Origin of the sequence: Tichowtungia aerotolerans, assembly GCF_009905215.1 — a bacterium.
In the GTDB taxonomy this organism is placed as follows: domain Bacteria; phylum Verrucomicrobiota; class Kiritimatiellia; order Kiritimatiellales; family Tichowtungiaceae; genus Tichowtungia; species Tichowtungia aerotolerans.
Map to the genome: position 1 here is coordinate 1,645,215 of NZ_CP047593.1, position 24,516 is coordinate 1,669,730.

At 54.1% G+C, this 24,516-nt stretch carries 18 protein-coding genes; 13 read left to right on the forward strand and 5 right to left on the reverse strand.

Translation table 11 applies throughout. The annotated features are described in order from the left end of the window. Positions 1 to 131 precede the first annotated feature (131 nt). The 12 genes from GT409_RS06755 to GT409_RS06810 all read left to right on the forward strand — a co-directional run bounded on the left by GT409_RS06755 (position 132) and on the right by GT409_RS06810 (position 16,156). Positions 132 to 1,832: a glycoside hydrolase family protein gene (locus GT409_RS06755; RefSeq protein WP_160628192.1), complete on the forward strand. Its 1,701-nt coding sequence runs from the start codon at positions 132 to 134 to the stop codon at positions 1,830 to 1,832. 43 nt (positions 1,833 to 1,875) lie between these two features. After that, positions 1,876 to 2,643: a hypothetical protein gene (locus GT409_RS06760; protein ID WP_160628193.1), complete on the forward strand. Its 768-nt coding sequence runs from the start codon at positions 1,876 to 1,878 to the stop codon at positions 2,641 to 2,643. 2 nt (positions 2,644 to 2,645) lie between these two features. Further along, positions 2,646 to 3,524 carry an HAD family hydrolase gene (locus tag GT409_RS06765; RefSeq protein ID WP_160628194.1) on the forward strand — a complete coding sequence of 293 codons (879 nt, stop codon included), beginning with the start codon at positions 2,646 to 2,648 and terminating at the stop codon, positions 3,522 to 3,524. A 275-nt stretch (positions 3,525 to 3,799) separates the two neighbouring features. Then, the gene (locus GT409_RS06770) at positions 3,800 to 4,198 is read left to right on the forward strand and encodes a hypothetical protein (protein ID WP_160628195.1); all 399 of its coding nucleotides are present in this window, start codon (positions 3,800 to 3,802) and stop codon (positions 4,196 to 4,198) included. A gap of 21 nt (positions 4,199 to 4,219) precedes the next feature. Continuing rightward, on the forward strand, positions 4,220 to 4,765 hold the full coding sequence (locus GT409_RS06775; protein WP_160628197.1) for a hypothetical protein: 546 nt from the start codon (positions 4,220 to 4,222) through the stop codon (positions 4,763 to 4,765). A gap of 35 nt (positions 4,766 to 4,800) precedes the next feature. After that, the gene (locus GT409_RS06780; RefSeq protein ID WP_160628199.1) at positions 4,801 to 6,171 is read left to right on the forward strand and encodes a hypothetical protein; all 1,371 of its coding nucleotides are present in this window, start codon (positions 4,801 to 4,803) and stop codon (positions 6,169 to 6,171) included. 142 nt (positions 6,172 to 6,313) lie between these two features. Beyond that, positions 6,314 to 7,690 carry a sulfatase-like hydrolase/transferase gene (locus tag GT409_RS06785; protein ID WP_160628201.1) on the forward strand — a complete coding sequence of 459 codons (1,377 nt, stop codon included), beginning with the start codon at positions 6,314 to 6,316 and terminating at the stop codon, positions 7,688 to 7,690. Positions 7,691 to 7,809: 119 nt separating this feature from the next. Then, entirely contained in the window at positions 7,810 to 9,141 is a 1,332-nt protein-coding gene (locus tag GT409_RS06790) for a sulfatase family protein (RefSeq protein WP_160628203.1), read from the forward strand. Further along, a complete protein-coding gene (locus GT409_RS06795) occupies positions 9,138 to 10,613 on the forward strand; it encodes a sulfatase (protein ID WP_160628205.1) in 1,476 nt (491 codons plus the stop codon). Before GT409_RS06790 ends, GT409_RS06795 begins: the two co-directional genes overlap by 4 nt. After that, positions 10,610 to 11,533, forward strand: coding sequence for an alpha/beta hydrolase (locus GT409_RS06800; RefSeq protein ID WP_160628207.1), 924 nt, complete (start codon positions 10,610 to 10,612; stop codon positions 11,531 to 11,533). Before GT409_RS06795 ends, GT409_RS06800 begins: the two co-directional genes overlap by 4 nt. 10 nt (positions 11,534 to 11,543) lie before the next feature. Continuing rightward, on the forward strand, positions 11,544 to 12,938 hold the full coding sequence (locus GT409_RS06805; RefSeq protein ID WP_160628210.1) for an MFS transporter: 1,395 nt from the start codon (positions 11,544 to 11,546) through the stop codon (positions 12,936 to 12,938). Further along, positions 12,935 to 16,156, forward strand: coding sequence for a beta-galactosidase (locus tag GT409_RS06810; protein ID WP_160628212.1), 3,222 nt, complete (start codon positions 12,935 to 12,937; stop codon positions 16,154 to 16,156). Before GT409_RS06805 ends, GT409_RS06810 begins: the two co-directional genes overlap by 4 nt. A gap of 43 nt (positions 16,157 to 16,199) precedes the next feature. On the opposite strand, the gene GT409_RS06815 is transcribed toward GT409_RS06810, so the two are convergent. The 5 genes from GT409_RS06815 to GT409_RS06835 are packed head-to-tail and all read right to left on the reverse strand — an operon-like array spanning position 16,200 to position 23,234. Beyond that, a complete protein-coding gene (locus tag GT409_RS06815) occupies positions 16,200 to 16,844 on the reverse strand; it encodes a hypothetical protein (protein WP_160628214.1) in 645 nt (214 codons plus the stop codon). Between the two features lie 3 nt (positions 16,845 to 16,847). Further along, positions 16,848 to 17,645 (reverse strand): hypothetical protein, encoded by a 798-nt coding sequence (locus GT409_RS06820; RefSeq protein WP_160628216.1) that lies wholly within the window; start codon positions 17,643 to 17,645, stop codon positions 16,848 to 16,850. 36 nt (positions 17,646 to 17,681) lie between these two features. Further along, entirely contained in the window at positions 17,682 to 19,205 is a 1,524-nt protein-coding gene (locus tag GT409_RS06825; protein ID WP_160628218.1) for a sodium:solute symporter family transporter, read from the reverse strand. 17 nt (positions 19,206 to 19,222) lie between these two features. Further along, positions 19,223 to 20,125 carry a dihydrodipicolinate synthase family protein gene (locus GT409_RS06830; RefSeq protein WP_160628220.1) on the reverse strand — a complete coding sequence of 301 codons (903 nt, stop codon included), beginning with the start codon at positions 20,123 to 20,125 and terminating at the stop codon, positions 19,223 to 19,225. Positions 20,126 to 20,129: 4 nt separating this feature from the next. Beyond that, positions 20,130 to 23,234, reverse strand: a complete 3,105-nt coding sequence (locus tag GT409_RS06835; RefSeq protein ID WP_160628222.1) for a glycosyl hydrolase — start codon at positions 23,232 to 23,234, stop codon at positions 20,130 to 20,132. Positions 23,235 to 23,434: 200 nt separating this feature from the next. Between GT409_RS06835 and GT409_RS06840 the strand changes: the two genes are divergently transcribed. After that, positions 23,435 to 24,445, forward strand: coding sequence for a LacI family DNA-binding transcriptional regulator (locus tag GT409_RS06840; RefSeq protein WP_160628224.1), 1,011 nt, complete (start codon positions 23,435 to 23,437; stop codon positions 24,443 to 24,445). The last annotated feature ends 71 nt before the right edge of the window (positions 24,446 to 24,516 follow it).

The following is a 24,516-nucleotide window of genomic DNA, read 5'->3' on the forward strand; positions in this document are numbered from 1 at the left end:
GAGATAGGTGGTTCGGGACAGACCGCTTTTCGTCTGGACAACCGCCGGGCATATGGTAGGGTTATCCTACAAGCTGGGTTGAGGGCATATCCGCTCCGAACTTCTGATGGATTTAAATGAAAGGAAATCGAATGACAGTTGTTTACGACAAGTACGATCTGCGTGCCACCGCATCGCGGGCACTTCATTATCTGACTTCTATGGTCGACCCGGACTATGATAACCTGCCGTACTGGTTGATCGGCATTAATGAAAATCCGGCATGGGCGGAGCACTGCCGGGTGGATGATGCTGAACTGGTTGCATCGTGGTACGAAGCAATTGTTTCGGTCCGCGACATTCTGGGAGAAGAAAAAGGGGCGGATGTTGAAGCTTCCTTTCGCCGGCATATTATGAAGTCATGGGGAGAGCACGGATTGCGTTACCATGAAGACTACCCCTGGAGCAAAACCAACCATAGCTCCTTTCATGAAATGGCCTATATTCTATCAGCGCTTAACCGTATGCTGGCTAACAATCCGGACGATAAAGAGGCCGAACGACGTGCGTCAGAATTGGTGCGGGGAATGCGTAAGCTGATCATTCAGCGCAAGACCAAAACATTCTGGTCCGGGGATTATGAAGAGCCGGAGGTGATTTATGAGTTTCCCAACGATGTTTATTTGCGGGATGGCGGGTTTGATCAGAGTTGTCATACCGGTCGTGGCGAGCTCTCCATTCGCAACGGCATGATGCTGCATGCGTTGACGGTACGTTATGATCAGGCTGGGGATGAAATCGCTCTGGATCTGGCGATTGGTATTGCCAACCATCTGCTGGGCGTCAGCCGCTATTTTAACTGGAAAATGGAATTCTTCGGGCACGTTCACTCAGCGGTTTGGGTCGCTAGCGGATTGGTTCGTCTCGGGCGTATTGCCAAAGAGAGTCGATATATTGAAAAAGGGAAAGCGATTTACGATTATGTCCGTTCCCTGTCCTCCTCTTTTGGTTGGGTTCCGGAATATGCGCAGTGGCATCCGATGGATGAGGAGCATTGTGAGACCTGCTGTATCAAAGATATGATTGAGTGCTGTACGGAACTGATTGAAGCCGGATATGATGAATGCTGGAACGATCTGAACCTTTTTATCCGCAATCAGTTGGAGGAAAATCAGGTTAAAGACGGTAAGTTTGTTGCGGTCGACAATACTCAGGAAGCTACCGTAGCCCGAACCTATCAGGACATTGATGAACGAGTGATCGGCGGCTGGTCCGGCGGCGCGCTGCCTAATTCAATCTCTCTGAGCCGTTTTCGATCGATTGCCGGCTGTTGTGTCGGGACGGCTCCGCAGGCCCTGAAGCTGGTCTGGGATCGCGTGATCTCTGAGACGCCGGATATGCTGGTGGTTAACCTGCCGATTGAAAAAGAGACGGAAAGCGTGTCGGTTGAAGTCGGCTATCCGAACGAAGGGTACATCTGTGCAAAAGTGAAGCAGGACGGCGTCGTAGCAATCCGCCTGCATCCCTGGATGCCGGAAAAGGTGACGTTTTCAGTCGATGGCAACCCGGTAGAATGCCGTGTGGAAAACGGGCTGGCGATTTTTCCGACCGTTTCCGAGGGCAGTGCGGTGGAACTGAGTCATGAACTCGAAACTGTGGAGCATACAGAAGAGGTGGCCGGCGGCGAATACACCGGAATCTGGCGTGGTCCCGATGTGGTGGATCTGCTTCCACACGGCGACCCGCTTCGTCTCTATCAGCGTCGGGCCGATATGCCAAAAGAATATCCGGAGGCGTCTCAAAGGGGTGGCGGTAAAGGGTTTAATATGGCGCCGACGGAACAGAAACGATAGCGGTAGTTCCGGGAGGGAAGCCGTCGTGTTCAAAAGAGGAAACATGATGAAAAAATATAATGCTGTTGGTTGTGCCGCAATCGCGGCCGGTCTATGTGTGGTTTCGGCTGCTGCGCAGTCTTTTGTCGACTGCTTCGACAATGGCGTCGTAGCAGAGAGTGATTCGATCTCACGATTTTGGCGTGAGGCGAAGTCTGCGGACTGCGCGGTTTCGGAAAATGCTTCCGCGCTGATTTTGCGTTCAGAAGGAGCTCCCAGTCGTCGCGCCACGATTCTTTCCAAAAACATGGATGAGGCCGATTTTTGGTCTGCTCCGGTTTCATTGAAAATCATCGGTTTTTCGTTTGATCAATACGGCGTGACTGCGGCGGATACCATCTTTCACTTCGGATTCACGGCTCACCACACTGAAATGGCCATGCGAAATATGAAGGACCTTTTTGTCGTCAGTTTTCGCAAGAGCGGCGACCTGAAACTTGCTTGGAATACGGTTGAAGGAGTTAATCCGGAAGACGGGAATATATTACGATCGGAAACCGTTTCGGATGGAGCAGATGTGGATTCGTTCGACTTGCAGGTTAACGGCTCCGGCAAAAAACTGGTGTGGAAACTGATTCTGGGACGCAATGGCAAATTGGAGGCCTTTTCGGGAGAACTGAGTGCTCCCGATACGGAGACGTTGAAGGAGGCGTGGCAATCTGCCGGACGCAGCCGGATTGTTCTGGAGTCTCAAACCGGCGGATCTGCCGGCCCTGGCGAATATGTTGAAGTGCGCATTGATCAGGTTACGGTCGATCTCGGAAGTGAGTAAAGATGGATTATATTTCTCAACTGAGGAGTTTTCCCCGGGAAAACGACTTCTTTATTGGCTTTGACAGCGATGGTTGCGTATTTGACTCAATGGAGCTGAAGCACAAAGAATGCTTTTGTCCGGCTGTAATCAAACATATGCGTTGTCAGCCGGTCAGTAAAGCTGCCCGGGAAGTATGGGACTTTGTCAACCTCTACAGTAAAACCCGTGGATGCAATCGCTTTCTTGCTCTTCAGTATTTCCGCGACCTGCTCAATGCGCGGCCAGACGTGAACGCCCGCGGATTCCAGCCATTGGAACTCCCTGAACTGGATGCGTGGGTTAAACGTGAGAGCAGGTTGGGCAACCCGGCGCTGGAAAAGGAAGTTGAACGGACCGGGAATGAAGAGCTCAGGAAGCTGTTCGACTGGAGTCTCGAAGTCAATGGGCGTGTACTCGATATGGTTGACGGTGTGCTGCCGTTCCCTGGAGTCATGGATGTTTTAAGACAGGGCAAAGGTCGTGCGGACATGATGGTTATTTCCCAAACGCCGCTCGATGCTATCGAGCGCGAATGGGAAGAGAATGGAATGACCGGATATGTCCGTCTGATCGCTGCTCAGGAACACGGCACTAAAACAGAACACATTCGTTTTGCGACAGAGGGAAAAGGGTACGGTCCCGACAGCGTGCTGATGATCGGTGATGCCCCCGGTGATGCTCAGGCCGCCGCCGATAACAATGCTCTCTTTTATCCAATCCTTCCCGGACATGAAGAGTCTTCCTGGGCTCAACTGGCTGGAGAAGGACTGTCCCGGTTTTTTGACGGAACCTATAACGGAAACTACCAGCAGATGCTGCTTCAAAAGTTTGATGCTTCCTTGCCCGAAAACCCGGTTTGATGTCACGATCTGTTTTAACGAAACCCTTCTCAGAATTCACCGGGTCCGTTCAGGTCTGCGCCATGGTGGCCCAGGTCCATGCCGCCCACCGTAACAGGTTCGCTTGATCGCGCGCAGTTCGACATGAGCCGGGATCCTGAATGGCTGAATAGGAACAGTGTTGCAGTGAACTGATCTTTTTGTTTGGTTTCTATTAATTTTTATACGCAGATCTGCGGCGCGAACTTTTAGAACCCCGATTATCATCCTGCCTCGCAACAAAAAAGGAGGTATTGATGAGGTCGGTGTTTCGCCTGTTCTGTCTAATTCCCGTTTTGGGGGTTTCTTTTGTCTTTTCACTGACATCTCTGGCGACGGATGATGATCATCTGGTTAGCGGAGATATTGGGTCGGTTACTTCGGATTTCTATTATGAAGGAAACCCGCCTTATGGCGATGAGACCGTTGCCGGATGGGATCTGATTTCTGAACCGACAAATGCAATTACAGGCCTGTGGGGTAATAAAACCGGGCTGTTTGTTCCTTCGCCGTATGGGAACTACGGAGTGGGTCGCAGTTCAACCCAACCGACGACCTATGTGCAGATTTATGGGAACCAGACCGGAATCTGCCTCGATGTTCAGCCGGGGGAAGTGGCCAGCCAGACCTATAATCCAAACGTCAAATATTATTAGAAATGGAACAAAGACTATTATATGGGAAGTCAGGGCGTAAAGACATGGCTTTATCCATATCATACCGCTTATTCCAATTCGAATCCACGTCTACAGTGTTCATTTGATGCGGCCGTCAAGACGTCAACCGGCTCTGGGGTACGGCATGCGAATACTGCGTTTCAGTGGCTGGATGAAGAGTCCGGAACCATCATTTATGTTCAACATTATATCTATGACAGCCGCAGTACAATCAACGCGGTCAGTTCCGGCTACGATCCGAAAATTAATCAGCTCTGGATTGCGCAGAAACTCGGAGCGGCCGGCACCTATCACGGTACTCTCTCGAGCTCGTCAGTTTTCACCAACGGAGTGTGGTTGGATTATGAGTATTTCGGAATCGATCAATCATGGAACCATTTTTCCACCATGATCAGCTATCTGAACAACAAGCACGGCATCAGTCTCGGAACCGACCGGGACAAATGGCGGCTGGTATATGCCACATTGAATCTGGAAATGCAGCAGGGCTACGAAGGATGCCTCGCCGGCAAGTTCAGGAATATGGAGGTATGGACCCGTTATTGAGTCGAACATAAAAGAATAAAGAAAGAAGTACAGTGATGAAAAAACAGAGTATTGGTGCAGTATTGTTTATCGCGGCCGGATGGTGCTCAGCATTTGAGCTGATTACAGATAACCGGTTTCAGACCGGGCTTAATGCGCTGGATCCGGATACCGGTGCCGTGGAGGGGGAAATTCAGTATACAACCGCCAATGGCGATCCCGCATGGAAACTGGCTCAGTGGAACAGCCAGGCCAGTGTTTATGGTCAGAGTCCAAGCGTTCTGCAATCCGGAGCATACCAGTGGGCGAACCTTTACAAAGCAATTGTGATGGGCCCGACCAATACTGCAGACAGTGACCTGAAGCTAACCGTTAATTCAATCAATGAGCATAATGGAGTGTATCAGACGAATAATGATGAGCGCCCGGCAATGCTTGTGTCTCAAAAAATCAGCGAACCAAATGGACATATTGGAGTGGCATCTCCCTGGATTTCCGAGATGACCGAGTTGAACTTTAATGTGGATGCAAAGCTCTGTTATGCAAATCATATTTACACAAATGGTTATAATTCCCTGATACATGCTGCGCAATTCCTTGTATATTTCACCGTTCAAAACCTGAATACATCATCCTTGGATTACGGCGAATATCTGTGGTTTGGATTACGGCTGTATGACGACCGGGTTGACCTTCCAGGACTGGCTGTCAAAGAGGACATTGGAACCGGCAAGCTGATTTATAATATTGGAATTGAGCCGTTTTGCACAAATGGCTTGGCTCTGGGTGCGTGGAAGAACATTTCCGGAGACCTGCTTCCTTATGTGGAAGATGCTTTAGATGCAGCATGGCAACTGGGTTACCTGACCAACTCCATGACATATAACGATTATAAAATTGGAGCCATGAATATGGGCTGGGAAGTGCCGGGCCTAAGTTGTGTAGCGATGCAGGTTAAAAATTTCGGGCTGGAAACCTACGGTCTTTATTTTCCCAAACCCTATGAGTTCAATGTAAATGGTGATCGGGAAGATTGGGCGTTCGCCAACCTGACGGAAGTTTATGACGGTCCATATAACGGGGTGTGGATTTTTACTGCTTCACAGTCCGGGCCTCAGCTTATCGGGCCTGAAATTCTGGTCGATGCGGAAATGTATCCGAAAGTGATCGTGAAAATGGCGAATGCCGGCAATCCGGCGGCGGCGAGCGTGGCCCAGCTGTTCTGGAAATGCACGGGCGATACTTCATTTTCAGAAGCCCGGTCGAAAAAGGTCAATATCGGCAATGGCGGCGGATGGGTGGAGTACACCTTCGATATGACGAATGACCCGGACTGGCATGATGAAATCATCCAGCTGCGACTCGATCCCATCTACTACGGGGATGGGCATGCCGTTGGTATCGATTATATAAGGTTTTCGGAATAAACCGTTTTTTCGGAATTTTTGAAAAGGCCGGGCGAAAGTCCGGCCCTATCGATTCCATTAAGTTTTATGCGTTTTTCATGATTCAGCTCGCGGTCATTGTTTGAAACCCTGTGGAGTAGTAAACTCTTCGGGAAGGAAGGTAATGAGGCGGACTGTTTCAATCTGGATATTATGCGTGGGGATTGCGGCTGCAGTGCAGGCTCGGCAGGCTCCGAACAGACCCAACATTGTAGTGCTGCTGGCCGATGATTTAGGCTACGGCGACCTGAGCATCCACGGTGCCACCGATGTCCAGACGCCGAACATCGATGCCCTGGCCCAAAGCGGCGCGCAGTTCAACGAAGCCTATGTCTGCTATCCCGCCTGCGGGCCGTCGCGCGCCGGCCTGATGACCGGCCGTCACCATCTTCGTTTCGGTTTCCCGTCCAATCCTGACCAGGTGGTTCCGACCGAACCCGGCAACCTGGTCGGTTTGCCGTCTGAGGAACTGACGTTGTCCGAGCTGCTGAAAGAGCAGGGCTATGCGACCGGCCTGTTCGGGAAATGGCATCTCGGATTCCAGCCGGAATGTCATCCGCAGAACAACGGGTTCGATGAGTATTTCGGGTTTCTCGGGTCGCTCTATCGCTATTTCGACCTCGGCAATATGAAGCCGCCGAAGTGCTTTATGCGCGGATTCGAACGCTGGCATGAAAAGGACTATCAGACCGACGCAATCGCCCGCGAAAGCGCTGCATTTATTGAACAGCACAAAGACGAACCGTTTCTGCTCTATGCGTCATTCGGTGCGGTACATACGCCGCTGATGTGGGATAAAGATCCCGGCAAGGCAAACATTCCGCTCAACGGCACCGATGATGTTGCGGAAAACCGCCGCATGCTGGTTAACATGATTCAGGGTCTCGATCGCGGCGTGGGAACGATTCTGAACCAGCTTAAAGAATCCGGGCTGGACAAAAACACGCTGGTCTTTTTCCTGAGCGACAACGGCGGGCCGAAAGCAACCGGTGCCTACAGCAACGGCCCGCTGCGCGATTTCAAAGGCTCATCGTATGAAGGCGGGATTCGCGTGCCGCTGTTTATTCGCTGGCCGGAACATATTGAACCGGGGCAGACCTTTCAGCAGCCGGTCAGCGCGCTGGACATGTTCGCGACGTCCGTCGCGGCGGCAGGCGGCAAACTGCCGTCGGATCGGGTCTATGACTCCGTTGACCTGATGCCCGTTATTAATGGACAGCATGAGGAAAGGGCGCTTTTCTGGGATGCGCTCGGCATGCAGGCGGTGCGGCTCGGCGACTGGAAGCTGGTGCTTAAAAACGGCGGACGCGTTAAAGAGCTGTACAACATCCGCAATGACACCGGCGAGCAGAACAATCTGATCGCCGCGTATCCGGAACGGGCGGCGGACCTCGAAAAACGGCTGCGCCGCTGGCAGGGCGAGCTTCCGCCATGGAAATTTAAATGGCTGCCGCCCGCCGAATACAAAGCCTGGACTGCGGAACATGGAGAATTGGAGTGAGTACTTTTAGCCATAAAAAACACAAGAAGGCACAAAAACAGATTCTGAAAACCTTTTGCGGGTTTTCGTGTTTTTTGTGGTCATTTATTTTTCCAATGGCTGGAAATGCCAAGCCGGTAATGCCCAACATTCTCCTGATCACCGCTGATGACATGGGCACGACGGCTGGATGCTATGGCGATAAACTTGCTGCGACTCCAAACCTTGACCAGCTTGCCGCAGAAGGCGTTCTGTTCGAGAACGCGTATGTAACACACGCCTCGTGCAGCCCGTCGCGCAGCTCGATTCTGACCGGACTCTATCCGCATCAGAACGGCCATATCGGTCTGGCCGGACTGCATCCGGAATATAAGCTGCATCCGGACATCCGAACGCTTCCGGCAATTCTTAAGGATGCCGGATATCACACCGGCATCCTCGGCAAGCTGCATGTCTCTGCTGCACCGGGGCAGGCTCCGTTTGATTTTGAATGGGCATCGCACGGGAATCCGGTTGTCACCCGCGATGTGCGAATGGTCGCTCAAAAGGCGGAGGAGTTTCTGGGGCAGGTCGGCAAAAGACCGTTTTTCCTGTATGTAAACTATTTTGATCCACATCGTCCGTACGATGCGGAATCCAACCAGTGCAAAGGGCTGCCCGAAAAGCCGTACGGTCCGAATGATATCGAGCCGTTTGCCTATCTCGGCCTCGACGGCTTGCCGGTACGTCAGGAAGTGGCTTCCTACTACAACTGCGTCAACCGGTTGGATGTTGGTCTCGGCATGCTTTTCCAAACATTGGAAAAAGCCGGCATGCTGGACGATACACTGATTATTTTTCTCGGCGATCACGGCGTACCGTTTAGCCGCGCGAAAACCACCTGTTATGAAGCGGGAGAACAGGTTCCGTTTTTTGTGAAATGGCCGGGCGTCAGCCGGGCCGGGCTGCGCTGTACGGACTTTATTTCTTCGGTGGACATTATGCCGACCCTTCTGGATGCCGCAGGGATCGCCTGCCCGCCGGTTGCCGGACGTTCGCTTCGTGAGGTGGTGACGGGCAGCACGCCGAACGACTGGCGCAAGGAGCTTTGTTCGGAATATACATCGCATGCCCAGCAGCATCTTTATCCGAGGCGCTCGGTCCGCAATGAACGCTATAAGCTGGTTCACAACCTCGACTCCTCCCGCAAAAATCCGGTCCCGTATATCGGCGCCACCCGGCCGAAGCCCGGCGTGGTGGAAATCAAGCCGGGCATGGAGGCCGCTTATAGAACCACGGAAGCTCCTCCGGAATTTGAACTGTACGACCTCAGCAAAGATCCGCACGAAACCGTCAATATTGTCGGCAATCCGGAGGTGGCCGAGGTGCTGAAACGACTGAAAGCCGACCTTCTGAAATGGCGGCGGAACACCGCTGACCCGCTGCTCGATCCCGCGGAACTGCAGCGTTTGAAAAAGGCACATGGATTATGATATCGAAGAAAAACTTTCCAATCATTGGAACCCTGTTGGCCGCGTTGTCCTGTTCCGCTGCAGAGCAGGCTCAGGACAGACCCAACATTCTGTTTATTTGCGTGGATGATCTGCGCCCCCAGCTGGGTTGCTATGGCAATATCCAAATGAAAACCCCGAACATGGATGCTTTGGCCGCGCAAGGGGTTCTGTTTGAACGCGCCTATTGTCAGTTCGCCATTTGCGGTCCGTCTCGGTCGAGTGTGCTGTCCGGCATGTACCCCGAGCACAGCGGGTTGAAGGATAACGCGGTATCATTTCGCGGTAAACTGGCGGATGGAGTTTCTCTTCCACAGTATTTTCGGGAACAGGGCTATCATACGGTCGGAACGGGCAAGATTTTTCATCACGCAGCCAACACCGATCCGGCATCGTGGGACCGCTGGGTGGACATCAAAGGCCGCGGCTATTTTCTGCCGAAAAACATTGAGGATCAGAAAAAGCGGCGGGCGAATATTGCCGCGCGTGAGGCTGCCGGTGAGACGTTCACTGAACATCAGAAATATGTCTATACCGTCGGCCCGTTCAGCGAAGCGGCCGATGCCGACGAACATCTTTATCCGGACGGACAGCTTGCCGACCGTTCCATTCAGGTGCTGCGCGAAGTCCGCAAGGATAATCAGCCGTTTTTCCTAGCGATCGGCTTTATGAAGCCGCACCTGCCGCTGGTGGTTCCCAAAAAATACTGGGACCTCTATGAGGCGAAAGATTTTGAATTGCCGGAGATGACGGAACTGCCGGACGGATCCCCTTCTTATGCCGGGCACGATTCCTTTGAACTGCGCAGTTACTGCGACGTGCCGAAGCAGGGGCCGGTCGGTGATGATATTCTGCGCCGGGCGATTCACGGCTACTATGCGGGATGCTCATTCGTCGATGCGCAGATCGGGCGCGTGCTGGACGAGTTGACGGCACTGGGGCTCGATGACAATACGGTTGTGCTGCTGTGGGGCGACCATGGATTTCACCTGGGCGAGCACGGCATCATTTGTAAAGACACCAACTACGAAGTGGCGGCTCGTGCCCCGCTGATTATCCGGGCACCGTCCGAGGCTCCTGACCGGACGGATCGTCTCGTGGAATTTGTGGACATTTTTCCAACGCTGTGCAATCTGGCCGGGCTGGAAGTTCCTGCACAGTGCGATGGGCAGAGCATTTTTTCCGAACCTTGGAAAACCGCGGCGTTTACCATGAACGAGCGCAAATGGAACCATCCGAACTCCGGATATTCGATGCGCACGGACCGCTATCGCTATACCCGCTGGCTGAATCCGGCGGGAGAACCCGTCGCTGAAGAGCTGTACGACTATCAGAAAGCTCCGGAGGAAACCGTCAATCTGAATTCCGATCCGGAATACCGGTCGGAACTGAACAAGCTGCGCCGTAAATTTGATGCAGAGAGTCCCGTCATGAAATTCAGGGAGAACAGATGAAGCGAATCATGATGCTGATTTGTGCCGGGATGTTCTGTTCGTCGGCAGTTCATGCGGCGCTGGATATTCCGGGTTTTGTGCCGGACCGGATTGTTGTCTATAAAACCGTGGATGGCATCGAATTGACGCTGCATGTTTTCAATCCACCGGACCTGAAAAAGGGCGATGCCCGGCCCGCGGCGCTTTTCTTTTTCGGCGGCGGCTGGTTTGACGGGAATCAATCACAGTTTCATGCGCAGTGCCGTTATCTGGCAAACCGCGGCATGGTGGCCTGTTCGGCCGATTATCGGGTGAAAGCCCGTCATCATACGACGCCGTATGAATCGGTGGAGGACGCCCGTTCCGCGATCCGCTGGATGCGGGAGCACGCCACAGAACTTTGTATTGACCCGAACCGCATTGCGGCCGGCGGTGGATCGGCCGGCGGGCATCTGGCTGCCATGCTCGGCAACGAGACCGATTGCGATGAGACGACCGATGACCTGTCCGTCAGTGCCCGGGCCGATGCGCTGCTTCTTTTCAATCCGCCGACCGATATGACAGCGGAGCGCTATGCGGATAAGAAGAGCGGATCGAATGAAGAGTGGCGGAAGATTTCTCCGCTGCATACGCTGACGGAGAATACACCGCCGATGATTCTGTTTCACGGCATCAATGACAGTGCTGTGCCGGTCGACGAGTCGAAAGCGTACAAGCAGAAGGCGGATGCGCAGGGCGTGCGCTGTGAACTGTATTTGTATCCCCACCGCAATCACGGTTTTTTCAATTATCTCGGTGACAAAAAAGATTTCAATTCAACCATGATGAAGACCGATCAGTTTCTGGAGAACCTCGGATGGCTTTCCGGAACATCAACTCTGGATACAAATCCGCTTGAGCCGGATGTGAAAAACGATACTGCTGAAAAACAGAACCATTAAAGGAAACGGAATGAGCATGCCTGAAAAAGCGGAGAAAAAGGGGACTCTCAGTAAAGTCGAAAAAACAGCCTGGGGTGTCAGCGGGAGTTCCGAAAACATTCTGCATAATACGACGAATATTATGGCCAACCCGATTCTGAATATCGGGCTGGGGGTGAGCCCGGTGCTGGTCAGCGCGGCCCTGACGATCCCCCGTATTTGGGATGCGTTTACTGATCCTCTGATGGGAAAAATCAGCGATAATTTCAAGTCAAAGATGGGGCGTCGCCGTCCGTTTGTTTTGTTTGGCGGGATTTTGACCGGGTTGGCGTTCGCGATGATCTGGATGCTGCCGCGCGGCTGGAGTCAGATGGCTACGTTCAGCCTGTTTCTGTTTTACATGCTGATCTTCTACACCTGCTTTACGGTTTTTATTGTGCCGTATCTCGCGCTCGGGTTTGAAATGAGTCCCGATTACAACGAGCGCACAACGCTGATGAGTTACCGCAGTTTTTTCAGTCTGCTCGGCGGCATCATTATGCAGTGGATTTACTGGGGATGCACGCGCCCCTGTTTTGATGACACGGTTCAGGGAATGAAGGTTGTGGGATCGGTGATCGGCGGGCTGGTGATCCTGACCAGTGTGATCACGGCTCTGTTCTGTAAGGAGCGCGCGCCGCAAGGGAAAAAAGATGAGCCGAAGAAAAAAATCTCATTTTATGAAAGCGTTTCGGTTGCGTGGAAAGTGGATCCGTTTATCCGTGTGATTTCGGTCTGTGTGCTGATCATTGTCGGTCAGCTGTCGATCATGCAGCTGGGGATGTATCTCAACATCTATTATGTCTGCAAAGGGTCCCAGGAATTTGCCGGACGGCTGCAGGGAGTCATCGGCACAGGGTACACACTCAGTTCGCTTGTTATCATTCCGGCTGTGGCCTGGTGCAGTAACCGTTTCGGCAAGCAAATCACATTGCGCGGGCTGATGCTGATGGGAACCGCCGGGAGTCTGCTTTCGTGGGTACTCATCAATCCGGATTATCCGTATCTTCAGATGGTCGGATTGTTCCTGGGCGGCCCGGCAGTGACCGGCCTGTGGATTGTTGCTCCGTCCATGATTGCCGATGTTTGCGACTGGGACGAGTGGAAAAACGGGCTGCGCCGCGAAGGCGCATTCGGTGCCGTATACGGCTGGTTCACAAAAATCGGCAGTTCCCTGTCCGTGCTGGTCTCCGGCTTTGTTCTGGTTCTGACCGGATTCAGCGCGGATCTGGGAGTTGATCAGCCAGAAGGAACGATCATTGGTATGCGTGTGTTGGTGGCGCTGGTTCCTGCGGCCACATTTATTATCGCATTCCTGATTTTACGTCGCTACGACCTTTCCGCGGATCTGATCAACCGAATCAAACAGGAAAAAGCGGAAGCGTGAAAACAGCCTTACAGATCGGTGCGCTTTGGATGCTGCCGACAGCGGCTTTGTTTGCCGGACTGGAAATCACCGTTCGTTCCGGCGAACTTCAAACGGAAATCATGACGTCGCTTGTTCGCGATGAGTTTGCCCGTGACGATACTGCGTGGGAAACCAACGCCGGGCCGTGTGAGGTCGGACTGTACAGTAACGACTGGAACATCGTATCGCAAAGTTGGCGGCTTCGGGATGAAGCGGTGGCAATGGACCGTATTTCCGGTGCGGGACTGCTTCTGTGGGAGCCGCAGCAAACGGTTGCCGCGGGAGACCGCGCATTTGATCTGCAGGCGGATATTACGCTGAACACAACGGCGAGTACGGCCTGGGCCGGAATTGCCTTTCATGCTTTTGATTCCACCAACTATCACACGTTGCGCTGTTCCGGAAATGGGGTGCTGCATCTGCTCCAGTACAGGAACGGGACTCCGGCGGTATTGTCTGCGGAGACATTTCCGCATGTTTCCGGTCACGCATATCATCTGACGGTTTCCTCCGGTGAGCTCGGCGTGTTCGAATGGAGCCTCGCAAATGCAGATGACGGATCGCTGATCCTTTCGGGGACGGTAACCAATGCCAATGCGGTTGATGGCGGAGCCGCCGGAATCTATAGCAGCACCAGCGTGATGCAGGCCGATAATTTCCGACTGGAGCAGACGGAGGCGCTGGCTCTGTCGAGAATCATCAGAGGAACCCCGGCGCTTCTGGAGGATGGAACGGTTACGGCTCAGGATGCATTTAATGCAGTGGCTGATGAGAATCCGGTTACCTCCAATGAATTTCTGATGGCGGCGAGCAACGGGATCGATCTGGTTTTCCTGCGCGGCATCTGTGCATCCGTGGATCAGGGCGACGGAACCTTCACATTCAACACCAACCTGCTCGATAAGGGGATTGCAGATATTCTTGCGGACAATCCGGATGCGAAAATTTTTCTGAACATCGGCGGACTTCATCCGCCGTGGAGCTGGTACAGCTATTACGGTCACGAGCCGAAACTTCTGAATTACGAGGGAACCCGCAGCGCGTTTCCCGATCCGTCTTCGCCGGTCTATCGCAGCTGTTCCAAACGGTATATTTCCAATCTGGTGTCATATGTTGAAAGCCGGCCGTATGCGGATGCCGTCGAGGGATACCGCATCGGGGTTTTCGGCGGCAGCGAATGGGTGATGCCGGCCGGCTACTGGGGATATTCGGTGGCCAGTCAAAGCGGCTTTCAGGAATGGCTGCAGGGAAAATATGGAACGGTTGCCGCTCTGGAAACGGCGTGGAGCACCAATGGAATCGGTTCATTTGATTCGGTAGCGGTTCCGCCCCCTTCGGAATTTTCTGCTGCGGACTGGGGTCCGTTTCGCGACCCGGATGCCCGGCGAAGTGTCATTGACTTTACGGAATTCTGGCAGGAAAACTGCGCGGACTGCCTGATTGATTTCTGCCGAACCGCCAAAGAGGCTTCGGGGCGGGATGTTAAACCGTTGGTCGGATCGTTCTACGGCTACATGCTTGAGACTGGGCAGAATGCATATACTGGACATCACGCACTGCATAGCGTGCTCAGCAGTCCATGGGTCGATTTCCTGGCTGCACCGTATTCCTACGTCTATCGCAGTGCTGCATGGCTGGGTGAAACCAATGCGGACATCAGTGCGGGCATGTTCCACGGTCCGGTCGACTCCATCCTTTCCAACGGAAAGCTGTTCTATACCGAGGATGACAGCCGCACGTATTTAACCGAGGACGATGCCGCCAAATCGTTTTTTACCAATGTCGTCGACACCATTGCTGATCTTCGGCGCAACCAGCTGGCCGGCCTGACCCGCGGTGCGGGAATCTGGCGGCTCGACCTGTTTGGAACCGGCTGGTACAACTCCCCTGAACTGATGCAGGAACTCGGGCTGCAGCGGCACCTCAACAACCTGTTCGTCAGCGATCCATCCTATGCCGCCGGCTATGTTCCGGAAGTAGCGCTCATTTTCGATGAGCAGGCCACATTTTATGTGGCCACCGTCAGCGAGAGCAATGCGGCTGTTCGCACATCGATCAACATGTTTCTGCGCGACCATCTTGCCCGCTCCGGAATCAGTTACGGGGTGTACCTCTTGAGCGACCTGATTGCCGGCCGCGTTCCCGACTGCTCCGCCTACCTGTTTGCAGGTACCTATCACCTCGACCGCACTGCCCGCAACTGGATCGACGAAAACCTCAAGCGGGACGGAAAGACACTGTTCTGGTTCTACGGCTCCGGGCTCTATGATGAAAACGGCTGGGGACTGGACCGCATCTCTTCGTTGACCGGCTTCAATGTCGAAGAAGCCCCTGATGCCGTGCTGACCGGAATTCAGCCGACGTCTGTTCTGACTGCAGCAATGGACGAGACCGTCTGGAACAACCCCGGCATCGCCGGACTTCCGGAATGGTACGTCGCCGGATCAGGGGCCGGAGCGCAGGTTCTCGCCTGGTACACGCACGGGAGTACGCAGCGCCCGGCTATTGTCATGGAGAACATGGGAGACTGGACGAGTGTTTATGCCGGAGTCCAGCGGCTGGAGGCAGTCTGGCTGCTTGGCCTGATGCGGCTGGCCGGAGTTCGTCAGGTGCTGGACTCCGATGTGACCGTGCCGGTCTATGCCGGCCACGGTGTCGTTGGAATCTGGCCCACCGAAAACACAATCGGAACCGTTCAGCTCGACGAGGTTTCCGATGTATACGACCTCTACAGCGCCGAACTGCTTTTCCGGAACGTCACCGGATTTCCCGTCAACCTGCCGCAGTGGCAGATGACCGGCTATAAAATCCAGCCGGCGGGTGAACCGTGGCGGGGAGGGCAGCTGCTGCAGTGGCAGATGGACAACTTTTCCACCAACGAAATCACCGGCGGTGTCGCGGATGAGGACGCCGATGCCGACGGAGACGGCGACCCGAACCTCCGCGAATATGTTGCCGGAACCGATCCAAATGATTCGTCATCCCGGTTCGTTCTGAAACAGACCGTTCTGAATGACGGCATCCGCTTTTCTTTCGATACTGCTGAAGATCGGACCTACCAGCTCTATCAAAGCACCCATTTGCAGAACAGCACCTGGAGCCTTGTAACCAACGTGACCGGCTCCGGATTCGAAGAAACCATTGAAGCCGATCAGAGCAGTCAGGCATTTTTTCAATTAAGAGCTTTTATCGAGTAAATAACGGATTTAAAGAAGGCAGCAGTCGCTGCCTTCTTCGGGATCAGTTGCTTTCCGTTTTGCTGTGTTTTGTGTTCAGTGTCTCGGAGATAATCTGTCCGCACATGCGGTCCAGATAGATGGCCTGTTCCAGTACGGTCGGAACGTTGGCCGGCCGCAGTTTTTCTGAGGAATCCTTCGGCAGGCTTCCCGCCAGTATTGTGTAGCGCCTGCTGACTTCAGTGATGCGTCGGCGAATAACGCTGGCCTGCTTGGAAACCGTGCTGCTCCAGCTGACTTCGCCGTTGGACCAGATCAGCTGGCTGAGATCCCATGTAACCGACGCGCCATAGTTTATTCGATCACGGTAGTCGCCGTTTACGGCGTGGATTCCGTCTGTAGCTATTAGATTGTTGTCTTTAACTGTTTCGCTGAAGTCTTCGATGAAGCCGTATTGAGGTACGGTGCCTTCGGCGATGGATCCGCTTACCCTGAATCGGGGCAGCAGTGCGGCCCGCCGGGTCCGTTTGCGGAGTGCTTCCAGATTGCTCTGATTCAGGTCGATCCGGTCCAGCGCCGCCTGAATGACTGACTGGATGTGCGGAAGGTCTTCCCGGGTCAGGGACAGATAATCGGCGGTTTCCACTGCGTACGCAGTGCCGGAAAGAATGGCAATTGCGATGGTAATGCTGAGTTTAAAATGTTTCATGGGTTATTCCTCTTCTCCGATTTTTTCAACGGTATCGTCCTGTCCGTCCGACACCTCCAGGATTTTGCCGGTCTCAAGATTTGTTTTTATCTGCTGAATCTCCTTTTCGAGGGCGGGACCGTTTCCGGTGACGACCGGAGCAGGAGCTTCTGTTTCCATGAGGAATTCCGTGATTGCTCCACCGCTCATCGCGTCCAGAATTCCCGCCTTTTCAACCACCTTCAGGGCTGCCGCGGTCGAGAGTTTGGTGTCCGCGTGTTCGGGCAGGGCCCGCCACAGTTCGGCGTAGTGTTTGGCAATGTCGTTGACCAGAAAGTGAACCTGGTCCTCCTGGGTTACTTTGGCGGTTTCAATGGAGACCTCGTAGGGATTCATGATCAGGTTTTCGAGGTTCCATTCGAGGTAGGCATCGTAAGTGGTCACGTTGTCGAAACCGGTGGCGGTGAATCGGCTGCTTTGTTGGTTATATGATGGATCACCATATGATGGTGAGTTCGGATTTGTGTCGTATCCGGTCCGGTATGAATATTGGTCCACCTTGTCGTAGTGCGGCACGCTGTTTTCGGAGAGTGAGTACCCGATTTTCGCGATCGGCATCAGGGCCGACAGGCGGGCCTTCCTGTGCTGAGTTTCCGAGCTGATTGTGTCGAACCGGAGATTCTTTTCGCAGGCAGCAATAATGGTCTGTGCATTCGGTACATTTTTTCGGTTCAGTTTCAGGTATTCAACCTGCTCCGATGCGGCGGCCAGCAGGGATATTCCGCACAGTGCAATGATACACCGGATAGAGTGTATTTTCATGGTCTCTCCTTGGTTAGATGTTTTCTGAAAGCAGATTTATTTGTTGGTCATTTTCCGGGTCAGGGCTGCCGCAGAGAATGAGACGAGGAACATGACGAGATTGCCGATGATCATGGTGTAATAAAGTTCGAAGGGAATGTTCATGGATTCCGGCAGCACGCCGCTCTTTGCCAAAATGGTCCAGAGGGTGAACAGGACGGTGCAGGTAATTCCAATCCATACACAACGGGCATCGCCGATTTTTGTGAAGAAACCCAGCGCATAGATCCCGAAGAGCCCGCCGGCGACAATGGAACTGAGGATGGTTCCGGCATCCTGCAGGGTTTGGGTTTCGCTTCCGGCCAGAACGATGGCACCGGCGATCATGAGGGTGCTGGTGGCGACTCCGGCGATCTTGGCCATTGTGAGGCAGCGACGGTCGTCGGCGGTCTTGTTGAAGTAGCGTTTATAGAGGTCGACAACGCTGATCGTTGAAATGGAGTTGATGCTGGAGGAGAGGGAGCTCATCGCCGCGGCCAGGGCGGCGGAGATGACGAGGCCTTTGATTCCGATCGGAACGTATTTCATGATGAAAAACGGAAGCACCTGTTCGGCTTCGCGGGTTCCGTTCAGCATTTCTGCCGCTTCGGTGGATGGGAACACCTGAAAGAAGACGAACAGCGCGGTTCCGAGCAGCATGTAGAAGGCCCAGATCGGAAGGCTGGACAGGACGCAGACGAGCATGGCCTGTCGTGCGTGCGTGGTGCTTTTGGCGGCGGCGTAGCGCTGGATGGTGCACTGGTTGCCGGAGTATTCGGTGAGCCATCCGGTGAGGCCGAGGAAGAACAGCATCGCTCCGGTTTTTTCGGTCAGCGAGAGGCCCCAGCCGATCGGGCGGGCCTGCCCGTCGATGACGTCGTTAAAGCTGAATTTTCCGGCGGCGATTCCGTCATGGAAGATCTGCCCGAGTCCGCCGGGGAGGGTGTTCGCGATGATGACCAGGCAGGCGACGCCGCCGAGGAACAGAATGATGGTCTGGCAGACGTCGGTCCAGATCACCGCATCGAATCCGCCGGCGATGGTGTACCCGGAAACGAGGAGGCCGGAGATGACAATGCTCCAGTAGATATTCAGACCGGTCATTTCGAAGATCAGCAGGGAGACCAGATAGAGGATGATGCTGACGCGAACGAGCTGTCCGATGATGAAGCACACCGCGGCATAGCCGCGGATCGACGGGCCGAAGCGGTCTTCGAGAAACTCGTAGGCGGACGTGACCCGGTTGCGGCGGAAGTACGGCAGGAACAGGTAGGCGGACATCAGAACCGCAACGGGCAGGGCCAGGTTGGGGATGAAGCGGATCCAGGATGTTTTGAAGGCGTCAGCCGGATAAGCCAGAAACGTTACGGAGCTGATGCTGGTTCCGACCAGGGAGAGGCCGATGGCCCATCCCGAGAAGGATCGTCCGCCCAGAAAGTACTCTTCTGTGTTTTTATTTCGTTTGGAAAAGTAATAGCCAATAAAGGCCATGACGCCGAAGTAAATGGCAATGACGATGATATCAACGGGATGGATGCTCATAGTGTTCCTTTTCCGGGTTAGAGAAGTCCGAGATCGAGAAGGTGTTTGCGGACTTCCTCCCGCTCTTTCTCGCGGAAGTGATGGAACGGTTCGGAGATGAAATCGTTGCAGATTCCCATCAGGCTGAGGGCGCATTTGACACCTTTGAGGAAGCTGGAGCCGTATTTGCCCACGCAGTAAATGGTGGAACTGATTTTGATAATTTGTCTGTGCAGTTCAGCGACCGTATCGAGGTCTTTGTTTTTACAGGCCTGATAGAGCGAAACATAGAGCGATGGGAAGAAGTTGGCTCCGCCGCAGACGCCGCCGTTGCCGCCCAGCAGGACGCTTTCGGCCAGCAGTTCTTCCGGTCCGGTGAAGAGGGCGAAGTCCGGGTGATTGCGCAGGGTGTATTTCAGTTTGTGGAAATACATCATGTTTGCGGAGCTGTCTTTAAGCCCGGCGATTTTCGGGTTGTCGGCCAGTTGAAGAACGGTTTCCGGTTCAAAGGTTGTTTTGGTGAGGCCGGGCATGTTGTAGAGGTAGAGCGGAAGCGGCAGTTGGCCGGTTATGTGGTTGATATATTCAATCAGCTCCTGCTGGCTGGTGGTGAAATAATAGGGCGGCGCCAGCACCACGGAGTCCGCTCCGTGCTCGCTGGCGGCGTTGGCGATGGTCAGCGATTCTTCGAATGAGGTGTCGGTGATGCCGACCTGGATTTTCACGCGGTCGGCAACGAGGCGGGCGGTTCTTTCGATGAGTTCCAGCCGCAGTTTATAGCTCAGCGCCGGCGCTTCGCCGGTGCTCCCCAGAATGAAGACGGCGTCGACGCCGTTTCCGATGACGTGTTCGATGAGGCGTTCAAGCCCTTCTGTATCGAGGGTGTTGCGATCCTGCAGCGGCGTGACCAGCGGGACAATGATTCCGTTTAAGTTGCTCATAAATTTAGTTCCTTTCATTATTAAAAAAATGAACGTCCGGCGCTTCCGTAATGCCAAACGGGATTAAGGTGTATTCATTCGATGGGCTGAATTCAGGACAGGTGTAGTCGCGGGGATCGGTCCAGCCCTCTCCGCGGAACGGCGTCGCGCAGTGAAACGGCCCAAAAAGATTTCTGGCGGTGGAGGACAGCGTGATTTCGATCCGGTTTTCTCCGTCGGTCAAACGGTTTCCGAGTTCCAGCGTGTACGGCTTGAATGCAATGTCGCCGGCCGGTTCGCCATTGATTTTTATGGAGCAGGCTGCTCCATCCCATTGCGGGAGTGAGAGGACCGCTTTGTCATGCGACGGCGCTGTCAGCGTGTAGCAGTACGTTGCGGAGCCGCAGAAGAACGGATTGCCCGATGCGGTCAGGTCGGCATGGGCCGGCAGGACGGACGGGGCGCTGATCCGCGCTTCGCTCTCTTCGAGAGTTACGTTGAAATCACCCAGCAGGCAGATGTTTTCCAGCCCATCGGATTTGCGGTAGTCGATGTTCATTTCAATCGTGTTCAACCCCTCTGTCAGGCAGCCGGTGTCTACAGGAACGGTTTTCAGGGAATGATCCATCAGGGAGCCGTCGGGGTTGCCGGTAAGCGGGACGGAGTTGATCCGGATGTCGAACCGCTCCGGGGTTTCCATCGCCAGATGAAGCGTTTCCGGAATGGTGTCAAACCGGACCTGAAAACGAAGGGTCACCGGGATGCTTTGGGGGCCGTGCCAGTCCGGGTCGGCCCAGGGCTGGCGCATGTTGAAGCGGCGGCGGGCCCATCCCATCCGGGAGCGGATTTCGATGTCCGCGTTATAGAGATACTCTTTTTTCCAAGGCTGGGAATCGATGCAGATATCAGCTGCGTCCAGGACGAGAATGTTGGCGTTGTCGCGCTCAATCGAAACCAGCTTGCAGCTTTCGGCGCCGGACGGGATGGGCCGGGGCCGTTCCGGAACGTCCGCTTCGCCGGGGGTGATTCGGAACAGTTTGAGTTCGAGCGGTTCGAGGTCGACCGGGATGGAGATGCTGTCGCTGTTTGTGTCGGCAGGAACCGGGTGCTGTTCTCCGGTGAACGGGTCGGCTTCAAAAACCGCGGCAGCAGAGTGAGAACAGGGCAGGGAGATGCGGATGTTCTGCAATTTCCGGTTCCGGTCGGTGTTGTGCACAACAAGGTATGAGTTTTCGTCGTCGTCCCGGCAGCTGCACAGCAGGCTTTCGGCAGGCTGGTCGGAGGTGACGGTGATCGCTTTGAACTCCGAAAGGGCCGGGATGATTTCCCCTTTTGTGTGGGCCGTACAGGTGCAGCGCCCGGCCAGCTCTTCGGGCAGGACGGACGGTTCGCCCTGGACATGCGTCGGGATACGACCGGTGAAAATCACGGTTCCGCCCTGGTCGCGGAATTCCTGCAGAAGGTTCTGGGTGCTTTCGCGCAGGGTGAGCAGGTCGGGCACGATGACGCAGTGGTAGGATGCCTGTGCGATCTCAAATGCGGTTCCGTTGACCTTCCCTCGGCGGGCAATGATTTCTTCATCGCCGTAATCGAAGTCCATCTGCTCTTCCAGCAGCCACTGCAGGAGCTGTTCATAGGCGGTTTCCACCGGCTTGTACTCTTCGGTTTCAGTCCAGTCCGCTTTGATGTGCTGCCACATGGTTTCGTTGGGATGCAGGACGAGAATTTTCCGGAGGGGCTGTCCGAGGGAGATAAACGCATTGATTCGTGCGTAGTAGTCTTCGATCCGGGCGAACGTTTTTTTCCACGGGACATGGAAGTAAGAAGGCGGGAAGTCCCTTTTGCCGTCGTTGGCGGTCGTGTAGGCAAAGCAGCTTTGGCAGCGGCAGTTGACGCCCAGCACGGCCTGCCAGTCGCCGAGTCGCTTCATGTCTTCCGGCGTAAATTCCCAGCCGCAGCAGGCGTAGGTTTCGGATAGAATATGTGTTTTTCGGAACTGGTTGGCGACCGAGGCGCACTGTTTGACGCTGTCATATTCGTTCCGCCCGTCTGTGAAAACGGCGGTTGTGCTGAGAATGTCGACACCGGGCATCTGCATGTGTTCCATATAGCGCAGCATGGAGCCGACATAGGATGCCATTTTGTTGAGCGGGGATTCCCAGAAAATGTGTCCGGTATCAATCAGTCCGTGTTCTTTGGCCCAGTCGCTGACCTGTTTTGCATAGGCGTCGGTAAACAGGTGCGTGATGCAGTCGTGGAAATCATGGCGCACCCGGTTGGCGCACTGCCCGGTTCGGTCAAAGATAACGAGCGGCAGCTGGTCGAGGAGATCATAGCCGTATTTTTCTTCGAAAAAGGCGGGGAGGGCGGTGGTCCACGGGAGTTCGTATGTTTTGCCTTCTTCCGAGGAATTGTTCTGCACGGAAAAAATGGTGGGGGCCAGGACGGACTCGTGGTGCGGTTCGTCGGTGAACACCGACGTGATCGGATTGCCGAAATACTGTCCGCAGTGTTCGGCGTATTTTCTGTGCGTGGAGTTGATGAACGCTTTGACCGACTCATGGCTGAGGGTGTCGAGGTAGGCGCCGCCGTTGTACCAGTCGGTGCAGGGCATTACCAGCAGTTCAAACGCGAGGATCGTGCTGCCTTTTTCCAGGGGTTGGAAAGGTTCAATCCGCTCGAAGCGTTCGATCTGTCCGTCTGCGAACTGCACGGAGAAAACGGCAATTTGGTTCTCTTTAAACTCAAAGGACTCGGCGGGAACGGCCGTCATGGACAGCCGTTTTTGGCGGTTCGCGGGATCTTTGGTTACGATTCCGCCGGCGGTGCCGCTCGGCCAGCGGTCTTCGTCGTAAATCCAGAGGGTGAAGTCCTGGGCGAGCGCTTCTTCACAGATTTCATTGACGAGGTCGAACCACTCTTTTTCGAGGTAGGGGGTGATCAGGCCGGAGCGGGAGTGGACGAGGGCGCCGGAGATTCCCATCTCTTTGAGCTGCTGGATCTGGTTTTTAAGTTCATCCGCGTTGAGATCATGGTTCCATGACCAAAACGGTTTTGCCCGGTTGGTCGGTGACGGAGAGCGGAAGCTGTCCGAAAATGCCTGTTTAAGATGGTCTGTTGTCGTTTTCATAGTTTGCAAAAAGGATTTTTCTAAATGGGACTGTTAGCAATATTCACTCGCCGGGGCGGATGCAAGTGGAAAATGAATATTTATGATTATTTCCTCTTGTAAAACGGGGGAAATGGTTTCTTTTCCAAAAGGCTTGCATTAACGGATCCGCAGATGATAAGTATCTGCTAATTCGTTTTTTTTATGAAGGTTGATAGCTAATGATTACTCTGGAAGAATTTGCGGCCAAAATCGGGGTTTCCGCAGCGACTGTCTCGTCGGTTTTTAATAACCGCAGCCGGGAACGCCGGATCTCGGAAAAAACGGTCGATTACGTCAATGCGCAATCCAGGAAATACGGTTATCAGCCCAATGTGGCCGCCCGGCGCCTGCGGGTGCACAAAGATATGCAGGTTTGCGAGCTGGCTGTTTTGACCGCTTATGAATCTCCTGCCGCAGTTTCGACCAATATCGTACATGCTCTCGAGCAGGCTGTCAGCCGCAATTATCCGCACATTACTTCGTTTGTGGAGATTGTGATGTTTCACCGCAACCGGATTAAGGACATTCCCGGAATTCTGGATGGAAGCCGCTACAACGGCGCGGTGATTACGAATACAGGTTTTGACGATGATCGTTTTTTTGAGGAAAACAATATTTCCTATCCCGTGGTTTTCCTGGGACGGGATCTTCCGGGATATAACTGCGTAAGTGAGGACGCCCGTCATATCGGCCGGGAAGCGGCCCGTGAACTGCTCGAAGGGAGCCGCTGCCGCCGACCGGTGGTGCTGGCGCCGCGGGAAGAGCTGCTGACCCAGACAACCAAAGCCCGGGTCGATGGGTTTATGGAACGTTGCGAAGAGGCCGGTGTTCCCGGTGAAATTCTTTGGGCGGAGGATGTCAGTGTTCCGGCCGGCCTGTCCGCCGTGGGCGGGTTCCTGCCGTCAAAACAGATGGATGGATTGTTTTGTGTTTCGGATTATTTAGCTGTCGGCGCCTACTCTGCCATAAAAGAAAAAGGGCTTGGGATTGCGTCGGATATTGCGGTGATCGGTGTCGGTGATTTTGCGCTGGGCGAGTATCTCGACCCTTCGCTGACGGCATTTCTGCGGGTGGATAAAGATGAATGTGCCGCCCGGATGCTGCTGGAACAGCTGTTTGATGCCGATGCGAGACTGGTATCCCGTGTTTTTAACGCTTCGCTGGTTCCGCGGGCATCCAGCCTTCGCTAGTTTTTCGGTAAATGAAATACGGTGGTATTTTTTCAGATTAGAAAAATCGATTTTGCACTTATTATTGAGGA

Bases quoted from the DNA above. Each gene is read 5' to 3' on its own strand.
- GT409_RS06830 (WP_160628220.1), bottom strand. From the start codon at position 20,125: ATGAGCAACTTAAACGGAATCATTGTCCCGCTGGTCACGCCGCTGCAG.
- GT409_RS06760 (WP_160628193.1), top strand. From the start codon at position 1,876: ATGATGAAAAAATATAATGCTGTTGGTTGTGCCGCAATCGCGGCCGGT.
- GT409_RS06835 (WP_160628222.1), bottom strand. From the start codon at position 23,234: ATGAAAACGACAACAGACCATCTTAAACAGGCATTTTCGGACAGCTTC.
- GT409_RS06785 (WP_160628201.1), top strand. From the start codon at position 6,314: ATGAGGCGGACTGTTTCAATCTGGATATTATGCGTGGGGATTGCGGCT.
- GT409_RS06820 (WP_160628216.1), bottom strand. From the start codon at position 17,645: ATGAAAATACACTCTATCCGGTGTATCATTGCACTGTGCGGAATATCC.
- GT409_RS06790 (WP_160628203.1), top strand. From the start codon at position 7,810: ATGCCCAACATTCTCCTGATCACCGCTGATGACATGGGCACGACGGCT.
- GT409_RS06755 (WP_160628192.1), top strand. From the start codon at position 132: ATGACAGTTGTTTACGACAAGTACGATCTGCGTGCCACCGCATCGCGG.
- GT409_RS06815 (WP_160628214.1), bottom strand. From the start codon at position 16,844: ATGAAACATTTTAAACTCAGCATTACCATCGCAATTGCCATTCTTTCC.
- GT409_RS06780 (WP_160628199.1), top strand. From the start codon at position 4,801: ATGAAAAAACAGAGTATTGGTGCAGTATTGTTTATCGCGGCCGGATGG.
- GT409_RS06800 (WP_160628207.1), top strand. From the start codon at position 10,610: ATGAAGCGAATCATGATGCTGATTTGTGCCGGGATGTTCTGTTCGTCG.
- GT409_RS06840 (WP_160628224.1), top strand. From the start codon at position 23,435: ATGATTACTCTGGAAGAATTTGCGGCCAAAATCGGGGTTTCCGCAGCG.
- GT409_RS06825 (WP_160628218.1), bottom strand. From the start codon at position 19,205: ATGAGCATCCATCCCGTTGATATCATCGTCATTGCCATTTACTTCGGC.
- GT409_RS06770 (WP_160628195.1), top strand. From the start codon at position 3,800: ATGAGGTCGGTGTTTCGCCTGTTCTGTCTAATTCCCGTTTTGGGGGTT.
- GT409_RS06805 (WP_160628210.1), top strand. From the start codon at position 11,544: ATGAGCATGCCTGAAAAAGCGGAGAAAAAGGGGACTCTCAGTAAAGTC.
- GT409_RS06775 (WP_160628197.1), top strand. From the start codon at position 4,220: ATGGGAAGTCAGGGCGTAAAGACATGGCTTTATCCATATCATACCGCT.
- GT409_RS06765 (WP_160628194.1), top strand. From the start codon at position 2,646: ATGGATTATATTTCTCAACTGAGGAGTTTTCCCCGGGAAAACGACTTC.
- GT409_RS06795 (WP_160628205.1), top strand. From the start codon at position 9,138: ATGATATCGAAGAAAAACTTTCCAATCATTGGAACCCTGTTGGCCGCG.